The following is a 19,548-nucleotide window of genomic DNA, read 5'->3' as shown; positions in this document are numbered from 1 at the left end:
GCGAAATACTGTGTGGGAATATCACGCTATGAAATGTCCAGCCTGCTTCAATGAGTTAATTGAGCTGCATGTAGGCAAGCTCGCGGTTGATGCCTGCCAGGGCGGTTGTGGTGGCATTTGGTTTGACGCCTTCGAGCTGCAGAAGGTGGATCAGGAAAGTGAGGCCGCCGGAGAGCCTTTGCTCAACGTCCCGCGCGCTCCGGGCGTGGTCCCGGACCCGGCCCGCAAGCGCGAATGTCCCCGCTGCGAGGACGTGAAGCTCCACCGCCATTTCTTCAGCGCCAAACGCCGTGTCCAGGTAGATCACTGTCCCAACTGCGGCGGCTACTGGCTCGACGCGGGCGAACTCGCCCTCATCCGCAAGGAGAAGAGCCGTGCCGTGCACGCGAGCCACGCCGGGCAGTCAACCGTTTCGATCGAGGTCATTCGCTACCTCTACCGCTTGCACACCGAGGAGCGGACGCCCTGAGCCAGGCCGCTGACAAGGCCAGCGGTTGCCAATACCTGGCCGTGCGGGCATTAAGCATTGCCCCCGCCCTCGGCGTCGCGTAAAACCTCGGCCGTGAAAAAGAAAGCTGCCCCCGCGCTCGAGCCCGCCCTCTCGCGCCCCTTGCGCCGCTATCTGTACTTCACCGCGGCGGTCACGGGCGCGGCGATCATGATCGTGGAGATTCTGGGCGCCAAGATGCTCTCGCCATTTGTCGGGCTCTCGCATTTCGTTTGGACGGCGCAGATCGCGGTAACGCTCGTGGCGCTGGCCAGCGGCTATTATGCGGGCGGGCGGCTGGCCGACCGGTCGCAGCGCCTGGCGCGGCTTTACTGGGCCATCCTGGGCGCGGCGATCTACCTGGTCCTGACGGTGCGCCTCTGCGAGCCCGTCGCTTATTGGGGGCTCGATTTCAACCTCGCCGTCGGTTCCCTGCTGGCGTCGGCGATCCTGTTCTTTGTCCCGTTGGCGCTGCTGGCGATGACTGGCCCCTATCTGGTGCGCGTCATTACTTCGTCGGTCGCCGGCGTGGGCGGCAACGTTGGCCGGCTTACCTCCATCGGCACCCTGGGGAGCCTGGGCGGCACGCTGCTCATCGGCTACCTCCTGATTCCGCTGCTGCCCAACTCGCTGACGATGTACTTCACCGCGCTGGCACTGATGCTGGTTTGCGCGGGCTACTTCCTCTTCGCCCGCCGCGTGGGAGCGGCGGCGGTAATCCTGCTCCTGGGTCTCGGTTTGGCGATCGGCGGGCGGGGTTACCTTGCGCCGGCGCACAGCTACGCCCATGCGACCGAGCTGTTCCGGGGCAACTCGCACTTCGGCCTGCTCCAGGTGGTGGACGCCCGCGGGGCCAACTACCGCTTGTACCTCAACGACAGTCTCGTCCAGAATACCTACGACCCGGAACGAAAGCTGAGCGTCTCCCATTTCACCTACGCCCTGTCGGGCCTGGCGCGAGCCTACACCACCAACATCGCCGACGCCCTCTGCATCGGCCTGGGCGTTGGCATCGTGCCGATGGAGTTCGCCCGCCAGGGCGCGCGCGTGGACGTGGTGGAAATCAACCCCGCCGTCGTGCCGGTGGCGGTGCGCTTCTTCGACCTCCAAACCAACCAAATCCACCTGACGCTCGACGACGGGCGCCACTTCCTGAACCGCTGCCGCAAACACTATGACACCGTCATCCTCGACGCCTTCCTGGGCGACTCGTCCCCCTCGCACCTGTTCACGCGGCAGGCCTTCGCCGCCATCCGGCGCGTGCTGCGCCCCGGCGGGACGCTCGTCATCAACAGCTTTGGCAGCCTGGAAGCCGGCCGCGACTTCTTCGCCGCCTCTCTGAACAACACCCTGAAAGCCGTGTTTCCCTCCGTGCGGGCGCACGCCACGGGGGACGGCGCCATCTTCTTCGTCGCCGGCAACCGTTCTGATCTGGCTCTTGTTCATGCGCCCGACCTGTCAAACGTGCATCCCTATGTCCTGCGCGAGGCGGAAGCCACCTATGCCAGCCTGGTGGATCCGTCGCCCGAGCGCGGCCGCGTCCTCACCGACGACTTCAACCCCGCCGAATTCTACGACGCCCGCAACCGCGAAGACTTCCGCCGCAAGCTGGCTCTGGCAGCGAAGGAGATGTAACCACAGATGGACACAGATGAACACAGATCAGAAACAACCGGACTTACAGCGAGCGAACAACATGGAGTTTCTGCTCAAGCAGGAGACTCACACGATCATTGGGTGCGCGTTTGAAGTGCTGAACGCGCTGGGGCACGGGCTGAATGAGAAATGCTACGAAAATGCCCTGGTGGTCGAGTTCCGCTTGCGGGGCATCGGCTTCACCCAGCAACGCCAGTTCGAGGTGCTCTACAAGCAAGAGCGCGTGGGGCTTTTCGTCCCCGACCTGATTGCCTACGACCAAGTCATCGTGGATACCAAGGTCATTGACCGGATCACCGACGCCGAGCGTGGCCAGATGCTCAATTACCTGCGCATCACAAAGCTCAGGGTGGGACTGATCTTGAACTTCAAGCACCCGCGCCTCGAATGGGAGCGCATCGTCCTCTGAACACCCCTGCAAGTATCTGTGTTCATCTGTGTCCATCTGTGGTTAATTTATCCCTATGCAAGACGATCGGAAAACGCTCGACGACCGCAATAAGATGACCGACCTGGAACGGCTGCGCCACTCCTGCGCCCACGTGATGGCCACGGCCATCCTGCGGCTGTGGCCCGATGCCCAGTTCGCCGCCGGCCCCGCCGTCGAGAACGGCTTCTACTACGACGTGGAGCTCCAGCACCGCATCACGCCGGAGGATTTCCCCGCCATCGAGGCCGAGATGAAGAAGGAGGTCAAGGCCAACCACCTCTTTGAGAAGGTCGTCGTCTCCCGCGAGCAGGCGATCAAGGATTCGGAGAGCGGCCGGCTGGGCGGGCTGAGCGAGCGGCCGGGCAACCCGAGCAAGTTTAAGCTCGGCAACCTCGCTGAAATCCCCGACGGCGAGCCCATCAGCTACTACAAGACCGGCGACTTCATTGACCTGTGCGCCGGCCCGCACGTGATGCGCACCGGCAACATCGGCGCCTTCAAGCTCACCACCGTGGCCAGCGCTTACTACAAGGGTGACGAGAAGAACCCGCAGCTCCAGCGCATCTACGGCACCGCCTTCAAGAACAAGACCCAGCTTGAGGAGTACTTCAAGATGGTCGAGGAGGCCAAGCGCCGCGACCACCGCAAGATCGGCGCCGAGATGGGCCTCTACACCATTGACGCCGAGTTCACCGGCCCCGGCTTGCCCCTCTGGCTGCCCAAGGGCGGCGCAATCGTCGAAGAACTGGAGAAGCTGGCCAAGGAAACCGAGTTCCAGGCCGGCTACGTGCGGGTCAAGACACCGCACATTGCCAAGGAGAAGATGTATCTAACCTCCGGGCACCTGCCGCTGCTCTACGCCGACTCGATGTATCCGCCCATGGAGCTCAAGGAGAGCACAGACGCGCCGGCGGCGGAGAAGTATTATCTGAAGGCCATGAACTGCCCGCACCACCACCGCATCTTTGCAGCGGAGCCGCGCAGCTACCGCGACCTGCCCTTGCGCCTGGCCGAATACGGCACCTGTTACCGCTACGAGCAGTCCGGCGAGCTGTTCGGCCTCATGCGCGTGCGCTCGCTCAACATGAACGACTCGCACATCTACTGCCAGCCGGAGAAGTTTGCGGAGGAGTTCAACGCCGTGAACGAGATGTACCTCAAATACTTCAAGATCTTCGGCATCGAAAAGTATGTCATGCGCTTCAGCACTTCCGCGCCCGAAGGCATGGGGAAGAAATATGTCAACGAACCCGCGCTGTGGAAGCAAACCGAGGACATGGTTCGTCAGGTCTTGAAGGACTCCGGCATCAATTACCTCGAGGTGGCCAACGAAGCCGCCTTCTACGGGCCGAAAATTGACGTGCAGGTCTGGAGCGTCATTGGCCGCGAGTTCACCCTGGCGACCAACCAGGTGGACTTCGCCGTCCCGCGCAAGTTCGGCCTGGTGTACCGGGACAAGGACAACACCGAGAAAACCCCGCTCTGCATCCACCGCGCCCCGCTGGGCACTCATGAGCGGTTCATCGGCTTCCTCATCGAGCATTACGCCGGCAACTTCCCGCTGTGGCTCGCGCCCGAGCAGGTACGCATCCTGACTATCGGCGAGGAGGAGCCGCTGGTCGCCTACGCCAAAGCCCTCGTGCGGGAACTGCGCGCCAACCTGGTCCGCGCCGAGGGCGACTACTCCAACGACAAGATCAACGGCAAGATCCAGCAAGCCGAGCTGGCCAAGGTCCACACCATGCTGGTCATCGGCCCGCGCGATATGGCCGCCAACGCCGTCAGCGTCCGCGTCCACGGCAAGGGCAGCCTCGGCGCCAGGCCAAAGGCAGAAGTCGTCGCAGACATCCTCGCGGCCATCCGCGAGCGGCGGAGTTAGAGTAGGGCAGGCGTCTCGCCTGCCTCGAAGAACGGCAGGTGAGACGCCTGCCGTGCTTTGAGCAGACCCTTAGAAGGATCTATGACCTCCGTGCCTGCTGACACCGCGGTGCTGGTCATCGACGTTCAGCACGGCCTGTTCCATGCCCTCCCGCCGCCGTGGGAGGCCGATGCGGTCGTGCAGAGAATCAACAGTGTCATCCGCAAGGCGCGTAGCGTAAATGTGCCGATCTTCTTCATCCAGCACGATGGCCAGCCGGGTGGGGAAGACGTAGTGCCTTTCACCGAAGGCTGGAAGCTCCACCCGGAGCTCGAGGTTCGCGCCACCGATCCCGTAATCCGCAAGACGACCTGCGATGCCTTCTACGGCACCGCGCTCGAATCTGAGCTTCGCTCCCGAGGCATCACGACGCTCCTGCTGATGGGCTTCGCCACGGAGTTTTGCGTGGACTCAACCCTCCGCAGCGCCGCCAGCAAGGACTTCGCTGTGATCGTCGTGGCCGATGCGCACACCACGGCCGACAATCCCGTGCTTGAAGCCCGGCTCGTGCGCGAACACCACAACTGGGCCTGGGCAAACCTGAGCACCAGCCGCGGTGTGACCATCCGGAAGACCGTGGAAGTGTGCTTTCCGCCGACCACTGCGGTCTGACTCCGAGGGGGGGAGAAAATGGCCTTTAGCGCGGGCGAGGGGTTACAGGGGCAAAGCGTGAGCCGACAGTTCGGGAAGTTATCTCCCCAACGCCAGCAGCGCGCCCTGGCCGGCGGTGAGCCAGAGGCCGTCCTTCTGGTCGAAGGGAGACAGGGAGCCGTCCACGGAGGAGACGATCTGGATGGTCTTCCGCGGCTGCGTGGTCTGGAAAGTGAACCTGGCTGATCGCTCCAGGCTGAGGTTGACGACCATAATGTAGTCGTCCCCGTTGGCGTGCCGGAATTCTCCAATCATCACCGGCGTGGGGCAGGAGACAGCTTCCACCAGTCCACCCGGCAGCAGCGGCAAGCCGTTCACTGGCGCGGGCGCGGTGAAAAAGACACCGGTCGAAGTCAGCCGGCTCATAACAGGCGCCAGCGCCGCCACTTGCGAGTTTACGTCCCGCAAATAGACCCAGGTCAGTGTCTTCCGCCCGGCCGGGTCAATCGGTGTGTATTTGTAGCCCGGCCCGAAGTAGTTGTACCAAGTCACGCCGCGGTAGCCGGCGGCCAGCGTGGTGTAGGCCTGGAACTGCAGGTTGGCGGGCGAGGGAATGGGAGTAACGGGCCGGATCTGGTTGGCACTCACGATGTTCAGGTAGGGCAAGCCGTGCGCCAGCGCCACGCGCCGCACCTCGAGCAGGTTCCGGTAGTAGCTCGCCGCCTTGGCCGGGTCTTTCAGGTCCTCCGAGTATTGCACCATGTAATTGTCGTAGCTGATCACCTGGGGCTGGACCTCGGCGACGAAGCGCTCCAGGTATTCGGTGTAGTTGGGGGTGCCGAGCTGGGACATGTTGGGCGCGCCGAGGGTGGCGTAATTGGGGAACAGGTTGATGTAGGCCAGCTTGCCCGGGGCATGCTTTTTCACCGCCGCCACCGCCTTGCCCAGGGCCGGGAAATCCGTCACCCCGGGTTCGTCCATGATATAGTAGCCCTTGACCGCGCGGTTGCGGCCCGCGGCACGGACGATCTCCCGGACGCGGCGGTCAATCTCCTCGTCCGACAGCTTCTTCCACTCGCGCCGGTAGCCGGGCGAGATCACGTCTTCGGCGGCCGGCAGCAGGATGGCGCCCAGGCCGAGCTTCTCGCAGCGGCGCAGGTCCTCGGGCCAGACGAAGCCCGCCATGTTGAACTGGCAGTCCGCGATGCTCTCGAGGCCGTTGGTGCGCTGCAGGACGAAAGGCTTCCACCAGCCGTGATACGGGCTCCAGGGCAGGATGGGGAAGAAGTCGGGCTTGGTGATGTCGCTCACGTCCAGCCGGCTGCCCGCCGCGCCGAAGGCGCTGGCCGCCAGCAACAGACTTAAGACGCAAGAGAGGCGGCCGGCTCGCCGCCAAGGGGTGAGAGGCTGGTTCATAGGACGCAAGGCTTGTTCAAGGCTCACGGCGGCAGTTTCACTGCGCTCTCGCCGGGAAGTCAAGGGTGAGAATAACGCGTGCGGAAAGCGCCGTCGCCGTTGACGCTCTGCCGACGCACTCCAAAACCCCGCGCGTCTTCGCGCGCGTCCCTAGCTTTGGTTCTTGCATGCAGGTAGATTTGCTCTAAAAGAACTGAAATGTTTGGTCGTAATTCGCTTCTCTCCCGCCGGGGACCGGCTTTGGTTGCCTGCGCGTTCCTCGTCTCCAGCACCGGCCATGCCGGCGCCAAAGAGCGCATCGCGCCGGCGGAGTTGCGGCCGCAGATTGGTTCGGCCATTGCCAAGGTCAAACCGGCCCTGGTGCGGATTCGTGTTGTATCCACGGATTACAGCGAGGGGCGCGAGACCAAGACGCAAGTGGTCGGCAGCGGGGCGATCATCACCCGCGACGGCTATCTGATCACCAACCACCATGTGGCCGGCCACGCCGCCCGCATCTTCTGCACACTGTGGAACCGGGAGGAAATCGAGGCGGAACTGGTCGGCACGGACCCGCTGACGGATATTGCGGTCGTCAAACTCAAGCCGGACCAACCAGTCGAATTCACGACGGCCGCCTTCGGGGATTCCGCGAAGATCCAGGTGGGCGAATATGTGCTGGCGATGGGCAGCCCCATGGCGCTCTCCCAGTCCGTGACGCTGGGCATCATCAGCAACCCGGAGATGACCATGCCCCGGCACCGCGGTTCGTCGCGACGTCTTCAACTGGATGGCGAAGATGTCGGCTCACTGGTCCGCTGGATCGGGCACGATGCGGCGATTTACGGCGGCAACTCCGGCGGCCCGCTGGTGAACCTGCGCGGCGAGATCATCGGCATCAACGAAATCAGCTACGGCCTGGGCGGCGCCATTCCCGGCAACCTGGCCCGCGGTGTCGCCGAGCAGATCATGGCCAATGGCGAAGTCCGGCGGAGCTGGCTGGGCGTGGACGTGCAGCCGCGCTTCAAACGCTCTCAAGCCCGGCACGGGGTTCTCATTAGCGGCGTGCAGGCGGGCTCGCCGGCTGAAAAAGCGGGGTTCAAACCCGGCGACCTGCTCCTGCGCCTGGATGACGCCCCAACCGACGTCCGCTTCGAGGAGCAACTGCCGGACTTCATGCTGCGGACGACCGCCCTGCCCATCGGCCGTGAGGTTAAGGCGGTCGTTGAGCGCGACGGCAAGAAAGTCACCCTGCGCCCAATCCCGATCGAGCGCGGAGAGGTATATCCCCGGGAGCAGGAACTGAAGGCGTGGGGGCTCACGGTGCGGAATTTCTCGCGCCTGCTGGCCAAGGAAATGAAACGGCCGGCTCAGGACGGTGTGCTGGTGACTTCCGTGCGCCCGGGAGGTCCGGCGGGCAGCGCCAAGCCCTCGCTCCAGCCCGATGACGCCATCGTCGAAGTTAACCACCAGCCGGTGAAGAACACGGCGGACCTTGTGGCCGCTACGCGCCGGCTGACCGAGGGCCGGACGGAGCCCGTGCCGGCCATGGTCACCTTCGAGCGGAAGGCCGCGCGCTACCTGGCCGTGGTGCGGGTCGGCCTCGAGGAACTGAAGGACCCCGGCCTGGAAGTCACCAAGGCCTGGCTGCCGGTCGAAACGCAGGTCATCAGCCGTGAGGTCGCCAGGCAGCTTGGGCAACCGGCGTTGAAGGGCTTCTACATCACGCGCGTTTACCCAGGCACCACCGCGGCGAAGGCGGGGCTCAAACCCGGGGACTTCATTACCGCGGTGGACGGCGGCAAGCTGTCGGCCTCCGACTCCGAGTATGAGGACGAGCTGTCTTCCCTGATCCGGCAATACGACATTGGCAAGACGGCGGAGCTGACCGTATTGCGCGACAAGACGGAGTTGAAGATCCCGGTGGAACTGGCCCGCTCGCCGCACCTGCAGCGCGAGATGAAGAAATACCGCAACGACGATTTTGAGTTCACCGCCCGCGACGTGTCGTTCTTCGACGCGGTCGAGCAGCAATGGGCCGGCGACCAGCAAGGCGCGCTGGTGGAGAACGTCAAAGGCGGCAGTTGGGCTGAACTGGGCTCGCTCATGGAGGGCGATTTGATCCTCGAAGTGGACGGCCGAACGGTGGACAAGCTGGATGCGCTGCGGCGCGAGCTGGAACGGGTCGCCGCCAGCAAAGAGAAGGTGGTCGTGATAAAAGTGCTTCGCGGCATCCACACCGCCTACCTGGAAATTGAACCGAACTGGAAGAATTGACCTCTAAATACATGATTCGTATGCGTTGCCTATCCAAGCTGCTCCTTGCCGCCTTGTTGCTCGTGCTGGCCGGCCCGGGTTTTCCCGGCCGCGCTGATGAACTCGCCCAGAAGGGCCGCGATATTTTCAAGAAGAACCAGCATGCGGTCGTCACGGTGCAGGTGGTGCTGAAGATGTCCTACTCGGGCGCCGGCAAATCGAGCGAGAACCGGCAGGAGATCACCGGCACGGTAGTGGATGGCTCGGGCTTGACCGTGCTGGCGCTCTCGGCGTGCGACCCGAGCGAGATGTACCAGCGCATGTTGGCCGAGCAATCCTCCCAGTACAAGCTGGAGACCGAGGTGACGGATTTGAAGATCCTGCTGGAGGACGGCACGGAGCTGCCGGCGGAGATTGTGCTGCGGGACAAGGACCTAGACCTGGCGTTCATCCGCCCCAAGACCAAGCCCGCCAGCCCGATGGCCGCGGTGGATTTCGCCAAGTCTTCCCCGGCCCAGTTGCTCGACCAGGTGGTCACCCTCAACCGCCTCAACAGCGCCGCGGGCCGCGCCTACGCGGCCTCGGTCGAGCGTGTCAGCGCCGTCCTGCAGAGACCCCGCACGTTCTACATCCCTGATAGCACGATGACCTCCACTACGCTCGGCTCGCCGGCCTTTGCCCTCGACGGCAACATCGTCGGGGTGATGGTCATGCGCGCCATCAACGCGAAGGCCGGCAGTGGCCGCAACTACCGCGATAACATGACCACAATCATTCTTCCCGCGGAGGACATCCTGAAAGCCGCCCGGCAGGCCCCCGAAGCCAAAGGCGAACCGGAGAAGAAGGACTCTCCCGGGGAGTCCAAGGAGTCGAAGTAGCCGGCGGCTTCCAAGGCAGCGTCATAGCGGTTTGCCAAGTCTCTCTCGGACTGATTTGGTTGTTCGAGTCTTGCTCCGGCGGAAGGCTGCGCGGGTTTGTCGCGTGCATTAGTGCTCCCGTCTGTTATACACTCGTCCGGTGGAATTCAGTGCCCCGCAACTGCTGCCGCTGCTGAAGGAGTACTTCGGCTTCAGGTCCTTCCGCCCGTTGCAGGAGGAGATCATCCGCGATGTGTTGGCGGGCAAGGACGTGTTTGCGCTGTTGCCGACGGGTGGCGGGAAGTCGCTCTGCTTTCAGTTGCCGGCGATGGCGCGGCCGGGGCTGACGGTGGTGGTGTCGCCGCTGATCGCGCTGATGAAGGACCAGGTGGACGCGCTGCAGGCGAGCGGGGTGCCGGCAACGTTCCTCAACTCGTCGCTGGCGGCAGGGGAATCGCGGGCCCGCCTGTGCGGGCTGCATGCCGGGCAGTACCGGCTGCTCTACGTCGCGCCGGAGCGGCTCATGCTGTCCGGGTGCCTGGCCGATTTGCGGCAGTGGGGGGTGAACCTGCTGGCCGTTGACGAGGCGCATTGCATCAGCGAGTGGGGGCATGATTTCCGGCCCGAATACCGCCAGCTTGCCGGGTTGCGCCAGTTGTTCCCCGCGGTGCCGATGATGGCGCTTACAGCGACGGCAACGGAACGCGTGCGCAAGGACATCGTCACCCTGCTCAAGCTGCGCGAGCCGGGCTGCTACGTGGCCAGCTTCAACCGCCCGAACCTGACCTACCGGGTTATCGCGAAGCAAAAGCCATTGCAGCAGGTGCTGGGGTTTCTGCGCGGGCGGCCCGGTGAAAGCGGCATTGTCTATTGCCAATCGCGCAAGACCTCCGAGAGCGTCGCGCGCCGGCTCGAGGAGCGCGGGGTGAAGGCCCGGCCTTACCACGCCGGGTTAACCACCAAGGAGCGCACGGAGCATCAGGAGCTTTTCCTGCGGGACGAGGTGCGGGTGATCTGCGCGACGATCGCGTTCGGCATGGGCATCAACAAGCCAAACGTGCGTTTCGTGGTGCACTACGATTTGCCGAAGAATATCGAGGGATACTACCAGGAAACGGGCCGCGCCGGGCGGGACGGACTGCCGAGCGAGTGTGTGCTGTTGTTCAGCGCCGGCGACGTAATAAAGCTGCGGCGGTTCATTGACGAGAAACCCGACCCGAAAGAGCGGAACATTGCGCACGAGCAGTTGCGGCAGATGGTCCATTACGCCGAGTCGGGCGGCTGCCGGCGCGGGGAGCTGCTGGGATATTTCGGCGAGAAGCCGGTCGGGGAAAGTTGCGGGGGATGCGACAATTGCCTGTCGCCGCGCGACACGTATGACGGAACCCTGGCGGCGCAGAAGTTCCTTTCGTGCATCTACCGCATTCGGCAGCAGAATGGGTTTGAGTTCGGGATCAACCAGATCGTCGAGGTGCTGACGGGTGCCGAAACCGAAGCCATCCGGAAGTGGGGCCATGAGCGGCTCTCGACTTACGGCATAGGCCGGGAACACAGCCGGCCGGAATGGAAGGCGATCGGGCGGGAGTTGATCCGGCTGGGGCTGGTGCGCGAGGCGGCGCTGGACAAGTTCGGCGTACTGGGCCTCACCGATGAGGGCCTGGCGGTGTTGAAGCAGCGCAAGCCCGTCAAGTTGACCCGTCCGGTCGCCACGCCCGGGCCCGAAACGGCCCGGGTGGGAGAGATCGCCTGCGACGAGTTGCTGTTCGAGCGGCTGGTGCGGCTGCGCAAGCAGCTTGCGGATGAACGGGGCGTGCCACCGCATATCCTGTTCTCGGATGTCTCGTTGCGGCAGATGGCGCGAGACTACCCGGATAACGAGCGGAAGCTGGGGCGCATCAGCGGCATGAGCGCGAGGAAGCTCCAGGAGTTCGGGCGGGTGTTCCTGGCGGTGATCGCCGGCCACCTGGAGACCCAGCCGCGCCAGATCTTTGCAGCGACCTCCTTCGATAGACCGGACGCAGCGCCAGCAAAGCCCAGACGCGGCTCCGCCGCGGATGATGGGCCTTACGACACTGAGTTATTTGAGCGGCTGCGGGCGGTGCGCCGACGATTGGCGGAGGAACGCAGTGTCCCCGCCTACATCATCTTGCACGATGCGGCTCTCCGCGAAATGGCGCGGACCTGCCCGCAGACCGAGGAGGAGTTGGCCGGGATATCCCGTGTGGGCGCAAAGCGGGCAAGCAACTTCGGGGGGCAGTTCCTGGCAGCGATTGCAGAGTATGCCCAGGCCAAGCCCGAAGGCGCTGGCTGAGCCGGGATGGGACCATATCCCGACCTGGCACTGGCTCCTGCCAGTCCATGAAGCTAATCGGCCACAAGGTCGCGCAGCCGAAGTCCTGACTGAAAAGCAAACGCCCGTCGGGTGTTTCTCCCAACGGGCGCGCAAGTCAGAGGCTCTGTGAGCCGTTTACTTCTCTTCGGGAATGCGCATGGAGTAGAAGGACCGGTAAACGAAGATCAGCGCCACGAGGAAGAAGAATGCGCCGATGCCGGTCTTGAGGCTTTGGCTCGACATGGTCACTGCAATCTCCACCGCCAGCAGACCGAAAAGGGTGGTAAACTTGATGACCGGGTTCATCGCCACGGAGGACGTGTCTTTGAAGGGATCGCCCACGGTGTCACCGACGACGGTGGCGGCGTGGAGGTCGGTGCCCTTCTGGCGGAGGTCCACTTCGACGATCTTCTTGGCATTGTCCCAGGCGCCGCCGGCGTTGGCCATGAAGATGGCTTGGAACAGCCCGAAGAACGCGATGGCAATAAGGTAGCCGATGAAGAAGTAGGGGTTAAAGAACGGCAGGGCCAGCGCCAGGCAGAAGATGACAATGAAGATGTTCCACATGCCCTTTTGCGCATACACAGTGCAGATGCGGACAACCTCCTTGCTGTCCTTCTCGGACGCGGTCGAAGCGTCAAGCTTCATGTGCTCTTTGATGTAGACCACCGCACGGTAGGCCCCCGTGACAACGGCCTGGCAGGAAGCGCCGGTGAACCAGTAGATCACCGCGCCGCCCATAATGAGGCCGAGGATGATCTCGGGCTGCACAATGCTCAGCGCTTCCACCACCGGCTTGAAGACGCCGGAGGCGGGGTTGGCCTCGAACATGTGCTGCAGGAGGATGATGATGCCGAACACCATCGTCGTCGCACCGACAACCGCGGTGCCGATGAGCACGGGTTTCGCGGTGGCCTTGAAGGTGTTGCCCGCGCCGTCTCCCTTTTCAAGCTGGTACTTGGCGTTCTCAAAGTCTGCGTCAAAGCCGAAATCTTTCTTGATCTCCGCCTTGATGCCCTTGCGTCCTTCGATCTGGCTCAGTTCATAGACAGACTGGGCGTTGTCGGTCACCGGGCCGTAGCTGTCCACGGCGATGGTCACCGGCCCCATCCCCAGGAAGCCGAAAGCCACCAACCCGAACGCGAAGATGGGCGCGGCGAAGGCGAATTGCTTGGGCATGATGGACAGCAGCGCGGCGTTCTGAGAGAAGTAATAGGCCACGAACATCAGCAGCAGGATGCACAGGCCCATCCAGAAGGCGGAGAAATTGCCCGCCACGAAGCCCGACAGAATGTTGAGCGAGGCGCCGCCGTGTTTCGAACAGTTGGTAACTTCCTTCACGTGCCGCGACGTCGTGCTAACAAAAACCTTGGTGAACTCGGGAATCAGCGCGCCCGCCACCGTGCCGCAACTGATGATGATCGAGAGCACCCACCAGAGATCGGGAAGCGCCTTGCCCTCGGCGTCCGTGAAGTCGCCCAGAAGCAGTTTGCTCGCGATGAAAGTGACGCCGATCGAGACCGCCGAGGTGATCCAGACCAGGTGCGTGAGCGGGGCTTCAAAGTCGAAGTCCTTTTGGCTGCCGTACTTGGCCTTGCTGAAGGCCTGGTTGGCAAAGTAGGAGGCCAGCGAAGTCGCGATCATCAGCGCACGCATGGCGAAGATCCAGACGATGAGAGTCGCCACGATGCCGGGCGTCGCCGCCAGCGCCAGGGCGAGAAACGCAATCAGCGCCACGCCGGTCACGCCGTAGGTTTCGAAGCCGTCGGCCGTCGGCCCGACCGAGTCGCCGGCGTTGTCGCCGGTGCAATCCGCGATCACGCCGGGGTTCTTGGGGTCGTCTTCGGGCAGCTTGAAGACGATCTTCATCAAGTCGGAGCCGATGTCGGCGATCTTGGTGAAGATGCCGCCGCAGATACGCAGCACCGACGCGCCCAGGGACTCGCCGATCGCGAACCCGATGAAGCACGGGCCGACGAGATCGCGAGGCAGGAAAACCAGGATGCAGATCATGAAGAACAGCTCGACGGCCACCAGTAACAGGCCAACGCTCATGCCGGAACGGAGGGGAATGCCCAAGGTGGCGAAGGGGTTGCCTTTGAGCGCGGAGAAGGCGGCGCGGGAGTTGGCCACCGTGTTGATGCGGATGCCAAACCAGGCGACGCCGTACGAACCAAGGATACCCAGCACCGACGCCAGCAGAATGACGATCACATTGAAGGCGCTCATGTGCGAGAGGAAGCCGAAGTAGTAAATCATGCAGGCGGCTATCAACCCCCAGAGAATGGCGAGGAACTTGCCCTGGGTGAACAGGTAGGTCTTGCAGGTCTCCCAGATCATGTTGGACACGTTGCGCATGGACTCGTGCACCGGGAGGGCCTTGGTCTGGCTGTACTGCACGATGCCGAACACGGCGCCGACGAGACAGATCACGAGTCCGATATACATCAGCGCGGTGCCGGTGATCCCGGCCAGCCCGTTGAATTTCACCGTGTCCAGCGGCGGGATTTTTATATCAGCCTCACTTGCGTAAACGCCTGTGGATGCCAGTAGCGCCACAAACAATAAAACAAACCAAAAGCAATATTTGTGATGTCTCATAGATTTAAGCGGGGGAATATGGCAGAAATGGCCCTCCTTGCGCCACCACTTTTTTCGGGCCAGCAAATATTCGGGCGCAGATCGGTTTCTGCGTGCTGTCCAGTCGCGTCTCATTAACTTCCCGCTTGACCAGTCTTGCCACCACGCCAAACCTCACACCCCGGTGGGGGGAATGAGGGCTTTGCAGAGCCGAGGGCTGCCTCAGCAGATTCGGAGACTGGCACCACCGGGCGCCCAGCCTCAGGGGCGCCAAACTTTACCAAAACTTTACCAAACCTTTACCGAATTTCAATTCTCCGCTGCGCGCTCCGCACGCACAGATGACAAATTGTGACTTCTGATGACTTCTTGTGACCTGGAATTGAATCTTGCCCTCTGATCACCTCCCGGACTGAGGCAGAAGTGAGGCAGAAACAGTGCAGAAACCCGAGCCCGCTCCAAGCACCGGGCTTGAGCCGATAACCAACAATTTCTCATTTGTTCTGCCTTTCTTCATGGGGACAGATTCGAATCCGTCCTTACCCATTAACCGCCCGGCCCCCAGCACCAACCCGTGGTTCAACTGAACCGCTATCGACGCGCACGGGCGCGTTTGCCATCCTTCCTTCCTCACCGAGAAAGGCCCGGGAAGACCGGGTGCCATTTCACATCCCTTCGGGATGTTTTTGGCCGGCCAATCGGACGCGACACCGCCGCGCTGATTGACGGGAGAAGGTAAGCGCACGCGTGGCGGAACGGCCACTAGTCTTTTCCTGGGGCTTACGTGTTTTCTTCGCTTCCGCGCTCAGCCAGCAACCGGTCCACCCGCACCCATCCAGGTCGAGGCTCGGGGGCGGCCATATACCCGCCCAAACTGCTCCCGGGGCGGGAGCATCCGGGCCCGGACCGGATTGAGGTGCACGTAGCCACCGCCGGTTGCCCCGGGACATAACGTGTTACACGGCGCCGGGATATTGAATGCGTAGTTGGCGAGGCATGTGCCCAACCTGCCGGAACGCTGGGCGGGTCAGCGACCCAGAAAATGAACCGATCTATGGTTTGGTTTGTATAATGGCTGACCCCTTGTATGGCGCCTTTGCGTGCGGCCCTCCCTTTTCGCTCGACACGCCACCCGACCCTGCCATAATCGCCGCAACGCTAGTGCAAACGGACCCCGCGCGTATGCCCGCAACCGTTCAGAAGCCCGCTCTGACCTGGCCACTGTTGATCTTCCTCCTGTGCCCCTCCCTGGCCCGCGCCGAAACCGCCGTCCAAGCCTGGGTCCAGCGCTACAACGGACCGGGGAATTTCGACGATTACGCCTCCGCCGTGGCGGTGGACGGCAGCAACAACGTGGTCGTGACAGGCACTTCGGATGTCAGCGAGGGCGCAAGCAATCCTGGTTACGTGACGATCAAGTATTCGAGCGCGGGTGTGCCGCTCTGGACCAACCGCTACAATGGCCCGGGCAACGGCGAAGACCACGCCCGCGATGTGGCGCCGGACGGCAGCGACAACGTGATCGTCACCGGGAATTCCAGGGGCAGCGGAGGCGTTTCCGACTACGCGACGATTAAGTACTCGAGCGAGGGCGTGCCGCTCTGGACCAACCGCTACAACGGGCCGGGGAACTTCACTGACGGCGCCCAAGCCGTGGCGGTGGACGGCAGCAACAACGTGATTGTGACAGGGGTTTCCACTGGCAGCGGTAGCGCTTCCGATTACGCGACGATCAAGTATTCGGGCGAGGGCGTACCGCTCTGGACCAACCGCTACAACGGGCCGGCGAACGACTATGACGGTGCCCTGGCCGTGGCGGTGGACGGCAGCAACAATGTGATCGTGACAGGGGCATCGAGGACGACGACCGTCTGGCCTCGCCCTTCCGCTTATGCGACGATCAAGTATTCGAGCGCGGGCGTCCCGCTCTGGACCAACCGTTACCACGGGCCGGTAAACGACGACAGCCAAGCCGTCGCCGTGGCGGTGGATGGCAGCAGCAATGTGATTGTGACGGGCTATTCGCTTGGCGACGGAAGCTCCTATGATTATGCGACCATCAAATACTCGAGCGCGGGCATGCCGCTCTGGACCAACCGCTACAACGGGCCGGGGAACTATCAGGACAAGCCCTACGCCGTGGGGGTGGACGCCGGCAACAACGTGATCGTAACGGGGTGTTCGACTGGCACTGGGGCCGATCCCGACGGCTTGAGTTACGCGACCATCAAGTATTCGAGCGCGGGCGTGCCGCTCTGGACCAACCGCTACCACGGGCCGGGCAACGGCGAAGACTACGCCTACGATGTGGCGGTGGATGGCAGCGACAACGTGATCGTTACGGGGCGTTCGACTGGCACTGGGGCCGATCCCGACGGCTTGAGTTACGCGACCATCAAGTATTCGAGCGCGGGCGTGCCGCTCTGGACCAACCGCTACAACGGGCCTGGGAGCTCCGAAGACCAAGCCCGCAAAGTGACCGTGGACCACAGCGGCAACGTGATCGTCACGGGCCGATCGCTTGGCGCCGGGAGCCGCGATGATTTTGCCACAATCAAGTACGCCTTCCCGCTGGTAATCACCGACTTCAGACTGACCAATGACACCTTCCAAATGTTGCTCGACAACCTCCAGCCCGGCACGCTGGTAATCGAGGCCGCCACCAGCCCCGCCGCGACCCCGCCGGACTGGTCGCCCGTTTTCACCAACACCACCCCCACCAACGTCCTCTTCTACACCGACTCGGAAGCCGCCACCAGCCCCACCCGCTTCTACCGCGCCTTCCAATCCCCCTAATCCCGTTCGAATCCCAACCCGCCGGCGGCGCATTTCCTGCCTCGTAGCAGCCGACGTGAGGAGGCTCTGATAGGCTCGGCTCGTAATCTGTTGCGAGTCGCCGCTTTTCGGTTTGCTCCGTCCTTTCTGTCGTCCTTCCGCTGGCCAGCTCCCACCATCAACCATCCTCAATCCTCAATCCTCGATCCTCCTTTTCAGGCTTACCGGTGGCTTACTGGTGGCTTGGCGGTGGCTACCCCGTGCGGGCAAGCAGCGTGTCCTGTTGTTGGACACTTCGTCCCCGCTGTATCTGTCCAGCCCCGCCGCTGGAACCCAGTTCCCTCGATTGCCGGCATGAACTCCCCGGAATTCAGAGTGAATTCAGAGTTGACATCCCCCTCTGTCCTGTTACCATTCTCTCTCCAGAAGCCCAGATTCAACTTTCAGCCGCCTATGAAGACGTCCGTCCTTGCCAAGTTGTCCGTCGGCGCGGCGCTGGCCGCAGTTCTCCTTGTCGCACTGGCCGACCGCAGCTCCGCCCGCTGAGTAGTCCGGGGCGTGTTGCCCGAGCCGGGTAGGGCGCGGTGTCCCCACCGCGCCGGTCTCAACCGGCCCGCCTGCGCAGCCGAAACCGGTTGCATTTGCCCCATCACTGGGGCAAAACAAGCCCCATGTTTCACCATGCGCGCTGTCTGCTCCTGCTGCTCCTCTTGAGCGCCGCGGGCAATGAGTGATAGATGGCATGAATGCTGGCGGACGCGCAACCAAGTTGCTACGTCCACCAGCACATGAATACTCACAAACGAAGGTCTAACGCTCAAGCCTGCGGAGCGCAAGTCGCAAGCAAAGCCACAACGGGACCTCAGTATCAGCAGATCAAACTGGCCTTGGATGTCCACGCGGCCAGTATTGTGGTGGGGCGCATGATTGACGGAGCCAAGCCGCAGCCGCCGCAGACCTTTAAGCCGGCCGATTTTCTGGCGTGGGCGAAGAAGCAGGTGGCGCTGGCCAAAGAGGTTATCAGTTGCTACGAGGCGGGGCCGACTGGTTTTTGGCTGCACCGCCAGTTGACCGCCCTGGGGGTGCGCAATTACGTGGTCTGCCCGACCTCTCTGGACGAACGGCGCCACGGCGTGGCCAATGACCGGACCGACGCCTTGGAGCTGGCCACCCGGCTGGACCGCTATGTGGCCGGCAACGACCGGGCCCTGGCGGTGGTGCGAGTGCCCACCGAGGCGGAGGAGCAGAAGCGCGCGCACAAACGCCAACGGCAGCAACTGCGGGAGCAGCGTCTGAGCTTGGCGGCCCAGGGCCGCAGCCTGATGCTTCTCCATGGCCGGCGGGAAAGCAACCACTGGTGGAAGGCGGACCGCTGGAAGCGCCTGGAGCCGGAATTGGCCCCATGGCTGGTGGAACGGCTCCCAGTGTTTCGCGACCTGATTGTGACGGTGGACCAGGCGGTTCGGCAGTTGACCGGGCAGCTGGAAGCCCAAGCCCCCAAGGGGCTGCCCAAGGGGATGGGGCGCTTGACCTATCACGCCGTCGAGACGGAGGTAGCGGCTTGGGACCGGTTTAAGAACCGCCGCCAGGCGGGCAGCTACGCCGGCTGACCGGTGGAGTGAGCGCCTCCGGCCAAAGCTCGGCCGACCTGAGCCTCACCAAGGCGGGCAACCGGCGCTTGCGCACCGACCTGGTCGAGCTGGCCTGGCGGCTGCTCCTCTACCAGCCCAACTACTATCTGGTGAAGAAGTGGAAGTCCGTCCTGTTGAATCCCAAAGCCCATGCTCGCGCCCGCAAACGAGCCATCATCGCTTTTGCCCGCCAACTGCTCATTGACCTGTGGCGCTGGCAGACGGGCCGGCGCACCCCCGAACAGCTCGGGTGGGTGATGACCCAGAAAATGAACCGATCTATAGGTTGACCCTTTGTACAGGCTTCGCGCCTTCGCGTCTTCGCTGTTAGCCCTCTCCACCCCATGAGCCGGCTCTTCACCCTGGCAGACCTGGAGCGGCTGGCCGTTGAGCTCAAGTTCGACCTCGACGGGTTGGCCGCTCGCTGCGGCGTGTCCCTGCGGCAGTTTCAGCGGCTATTTAAAGCACAGCACAGCCAGTGTCCCAGGGATTGGATGCGGGAGATGAAGTGTCGCATAGCTGCCGAGTTGATCCGGCAGGGCTACCGCACCAGCGAAGCGGCGAGGGAAGCCGGGTTTGCTAGCCCAGCCCTTCCCCCGAAAAAGTGGACACCGGATCTTGGGTCTGAGAGAAAGGCAAC

The 19,548-nt window shown here is 63.1% G+C and carries 14 protein-coding genes; 12 read left to right on the top strand and 2 right to left on the bottom strand.

Translation table 11 applies throughout. The annotated features are described in order from the left end of the window. Positions 1-28 precede the first annotated feature (28 nt). The 5 genes from P5205_19840 (at position 29) to P5205_19820 (ending at position 5,103) form a co-directional block, all read left to right on the top strand. Complete coding sequence (locus P5205_19840; protein HSA12619.1) at positions 29-469, top strand: zf-TFIIB domain-containing protein; 441 nt, start codon at positions 29-31, stop codon at positions 467-469. A gap of 93 nt (positions 470-562) precedes the next feature. Beyond that, entirely contained in the window at positions 563-2,122 is a 1,560-nt protein-coding gene (locus tag P5205_19835) for a fused MFS/spermidine synthase (GenBank protein ID HSA12618.1), read from the top strand. Between the two features lie 16 nt (positions 2,123-2,138). Next, a complete protein-coding gene (locus tag P5205_19830) occupies positions 2,139-2,552 on the top strand; it encodes a GxxExxY protein (protein ID HSA12617.1) in 414 nt (137 codons plus the stop codon). Positions 2,553-2,607: 55 nt separating this feature from the next. Further along, positions 2,608-4,452 (top strand): threonine--tRNA ligase, encoded by a 1,845-nt coding sequence (thrS, locus tag P5205_19825; GenBank protein HSA12616.1) that lies wholly within the window; start codon positions 2,608-2,610, stop codon positions 4,450-4,452. An 81-nt stretch (positions 4,453-4,533) separates the two neighbouring features. Then, positions 4,534-5,103, top strand: a complete 570-nt coding sequence (locus tag P5205_19820) for a cysteine hydrolase family protein (GenBank protein ID HSA12615.1) — start codon at positions 4,534-4,536, stop codon at positions 5,101-5,103. Positions 5,104-5,181: 78 nt separating this feature from the next. On the opposite strand, the gene P5205_19815 is transcribed toward P5205_19820, so the two are convergent. Next, positions 5,182-6,498, bottom strand: coding sequence for a hypothetical protein (locus P5205_19815; GenBank protein HSA12614.1), 1,317 nt, complete (start codon positions 6,496-6,498; stop codon positions 5,182-5,184). 198 nt (positions 6,499-6,696) lie between these two features. On the opposite strand from P5205_19815, the gene P5205_19810 reads away from it, so the two are divergent. The 3 genes from P5205_19810 (at position 6,697) to recQ (ending at position 11,901) form a co-directional block, all read left to right on the top strand. After that, complete coding sequence (locus P5205_19810) at positions 6,697-8,754, top strand: PDZ domain-containing protein (GenBank protein HSA12613.1); 2,058 nt, start codon at positions 6,697-6,699, stop codon at positions 8,752-8,754. Between the two features lie 20 nt (positions 8,755-8,774). Then, the gene (locus tag P5205_19805) at positions 8,775-9,611 is read left to right on the top strand and encodes a serine protease (protein HSA12612.1); all 837 of its coding nucleotides are present in this window, start codon (positions 8,775-8,777) and stop codon (positions 9,609-9,611) included. Between the two features lie 139 nt (positions 9,612-9,750). Beyond that, the gene (recQ, locus tag P5205_19800) at positions 9,751-11,901 is read left to right on the top strand and encodes a DNA helicase RecQ (protein HSA12611.1); all 2,151 of its coding nucleotides are present in this window, start codon (positions 9,751-9,753) and stop codon (positions 11,899-11,901) included. A 156-nt stretch (positions 11,902-12,057) separates the two neighbouring features. Here recQ and P5205_19795 read toward each other — a convergent pair whose 3' ends face one another. Then, on the bottom strand, positions 12,058-14,523 hold the full coding sequence (locus P5205_19795) for a sodium-translocating pyrophosphatase (protein ID HSA12610.1): 2,466 nt from the start codon (positions 14,521-14,523) through the stop codon (positions 12,058-12,060). A gap of 1,161 nt (positions 14,524-15,684) precedes the next feature. Between P5205_19795 and P5205_19790 the strand changes: the two genes are divergently transcribed. The 4 genes from P5205_19790 to P5205_19775 form a co-directional block, all read left to right on the top strand. Then, positions 15,685-17,298 carry a hypothetical protein gene (locus P5205_19790; protein ID HSA12609.1) on the top strand — a complete coding sequence of 538 codons (1,614 nt, stop codon included), beginning with the start codon at positions 15,685-15,687 and terminating at the stop codon, positions 17,296-17,298. A gap of 767 nt (positions 17,299-18,065) precedes the next feature. Further along, on the top strand, positions 18,066-18,887 hold the full coding sequence (locus P5205_19785) for a hypothetical protein (protein ID HSA12608.1): 822 nt from the start codon (positions 18,066-18,068) through the stop codon (positions 18,885-18,887). A gap of 8 nt (positions 18,888-18,895) precedes the next feature. Further along, positions 18,896-19,198: a hypothetical protein gene (locus P5205_19780; GenBank protein ID HSA12607.1), complete on the top strand. Its 303-nt coding sequence runs from the start codon at positions 18,896-18,898 to the stop codon at positions 19,196-19,198. 54 nt (positions 19,199-19,252) lie between these two features. Then, positions 19,253-19,548, top strand: a 296-nt coding sequence (locus P5205_19775) for a helix-turn-helix domain-containing protein (protein ID HSA12606.1), incomplete at its 3' end; no start/stop codon positions are given.

The organism is Candidatus Paceibacterota bacterium (genome assembly GCA_035452965.1).
Lineage (GTDB): Bacteria > Verrucomicrobiota > Verrucomicrobiia > Limisphaerales > UBA8199 > UBA8199.
Note: the sequence above shows the minus strand (reverse complement) of the source record. Positions and strands in the feature narration are given on the sequence as shown.

Excerpts from the sequence above, each read along its gene's own strand:
- P5205_19815 (HSA12614.1), bottom strand. The coding sequence starts at position 6,498 with ATGAACCAGCCTCTCACCCCTTGGCGGCGAGCCGGCCGCCTCTCTTGC.
- P5205_19810 (HSA12613.1), top strand. The coding sequence starts at position 6,697 with ATGTTTGGTCGTAATTCGCTTCTCTCCCGCCGGGGACCGGCTTTGGTT.
- P5205_19790 (HSA12609.1), top strand. The coding sequence starts at position 15,685 with ATGCCCGCAACCGTTCAGAAGCCCGCTCTGACCTGGCCACTGTTGATC.
- P5205_19840 (HSA12619.1), top strand. The coding sequence starts at position 29 with ATGAAATGTCCAGCCTGCTTCAATGAGTTAATTGAGCTGCATGTAGGC.
- P5205_19805 (HSA12612.1), top strand. The coding sequence starts at position 8,775 with ATGCGTTGCCTATCCAAGCTGCTCCTTGCCGCCTTGTTGCTCGTGCTG.
- P5205_19830 (HSA12617.1), top strand. The coding sequence starts at position 2,139 with ATGAACACAGATCAGAAACAACCGGACTTACAGCGAGCGAACAACATG.
- P5205_19795 (HSA12610.1), bottom strand. The coding sequence starts at position 14,523 with ATGAGACATCACAAATATTGCTTTTGGTTTGTTTTATTGTTTGTGGCG.
- P5205_19820 (HSA12615.1), top strand. The coding sequence starts at position 4,534 with ATGACCTCCGTGCCTGCTGACACCGCGGTGCTGGTCATCGACGTTCAG.
- P5205_19785 (HSA12608.1), top strand. The coding sequence starts at position 18,066 with ATGAATACTCACAAACGAAGGTCTAACGCTCAAGCCTGCGGAGCGCAA.
- thrS (HSA12616.1), top strand. The coding sequence starts at position 2,608 with ATGCAAGACGATCGGAAAACGCTCGACGACCGCAATAAGATGACCGAC.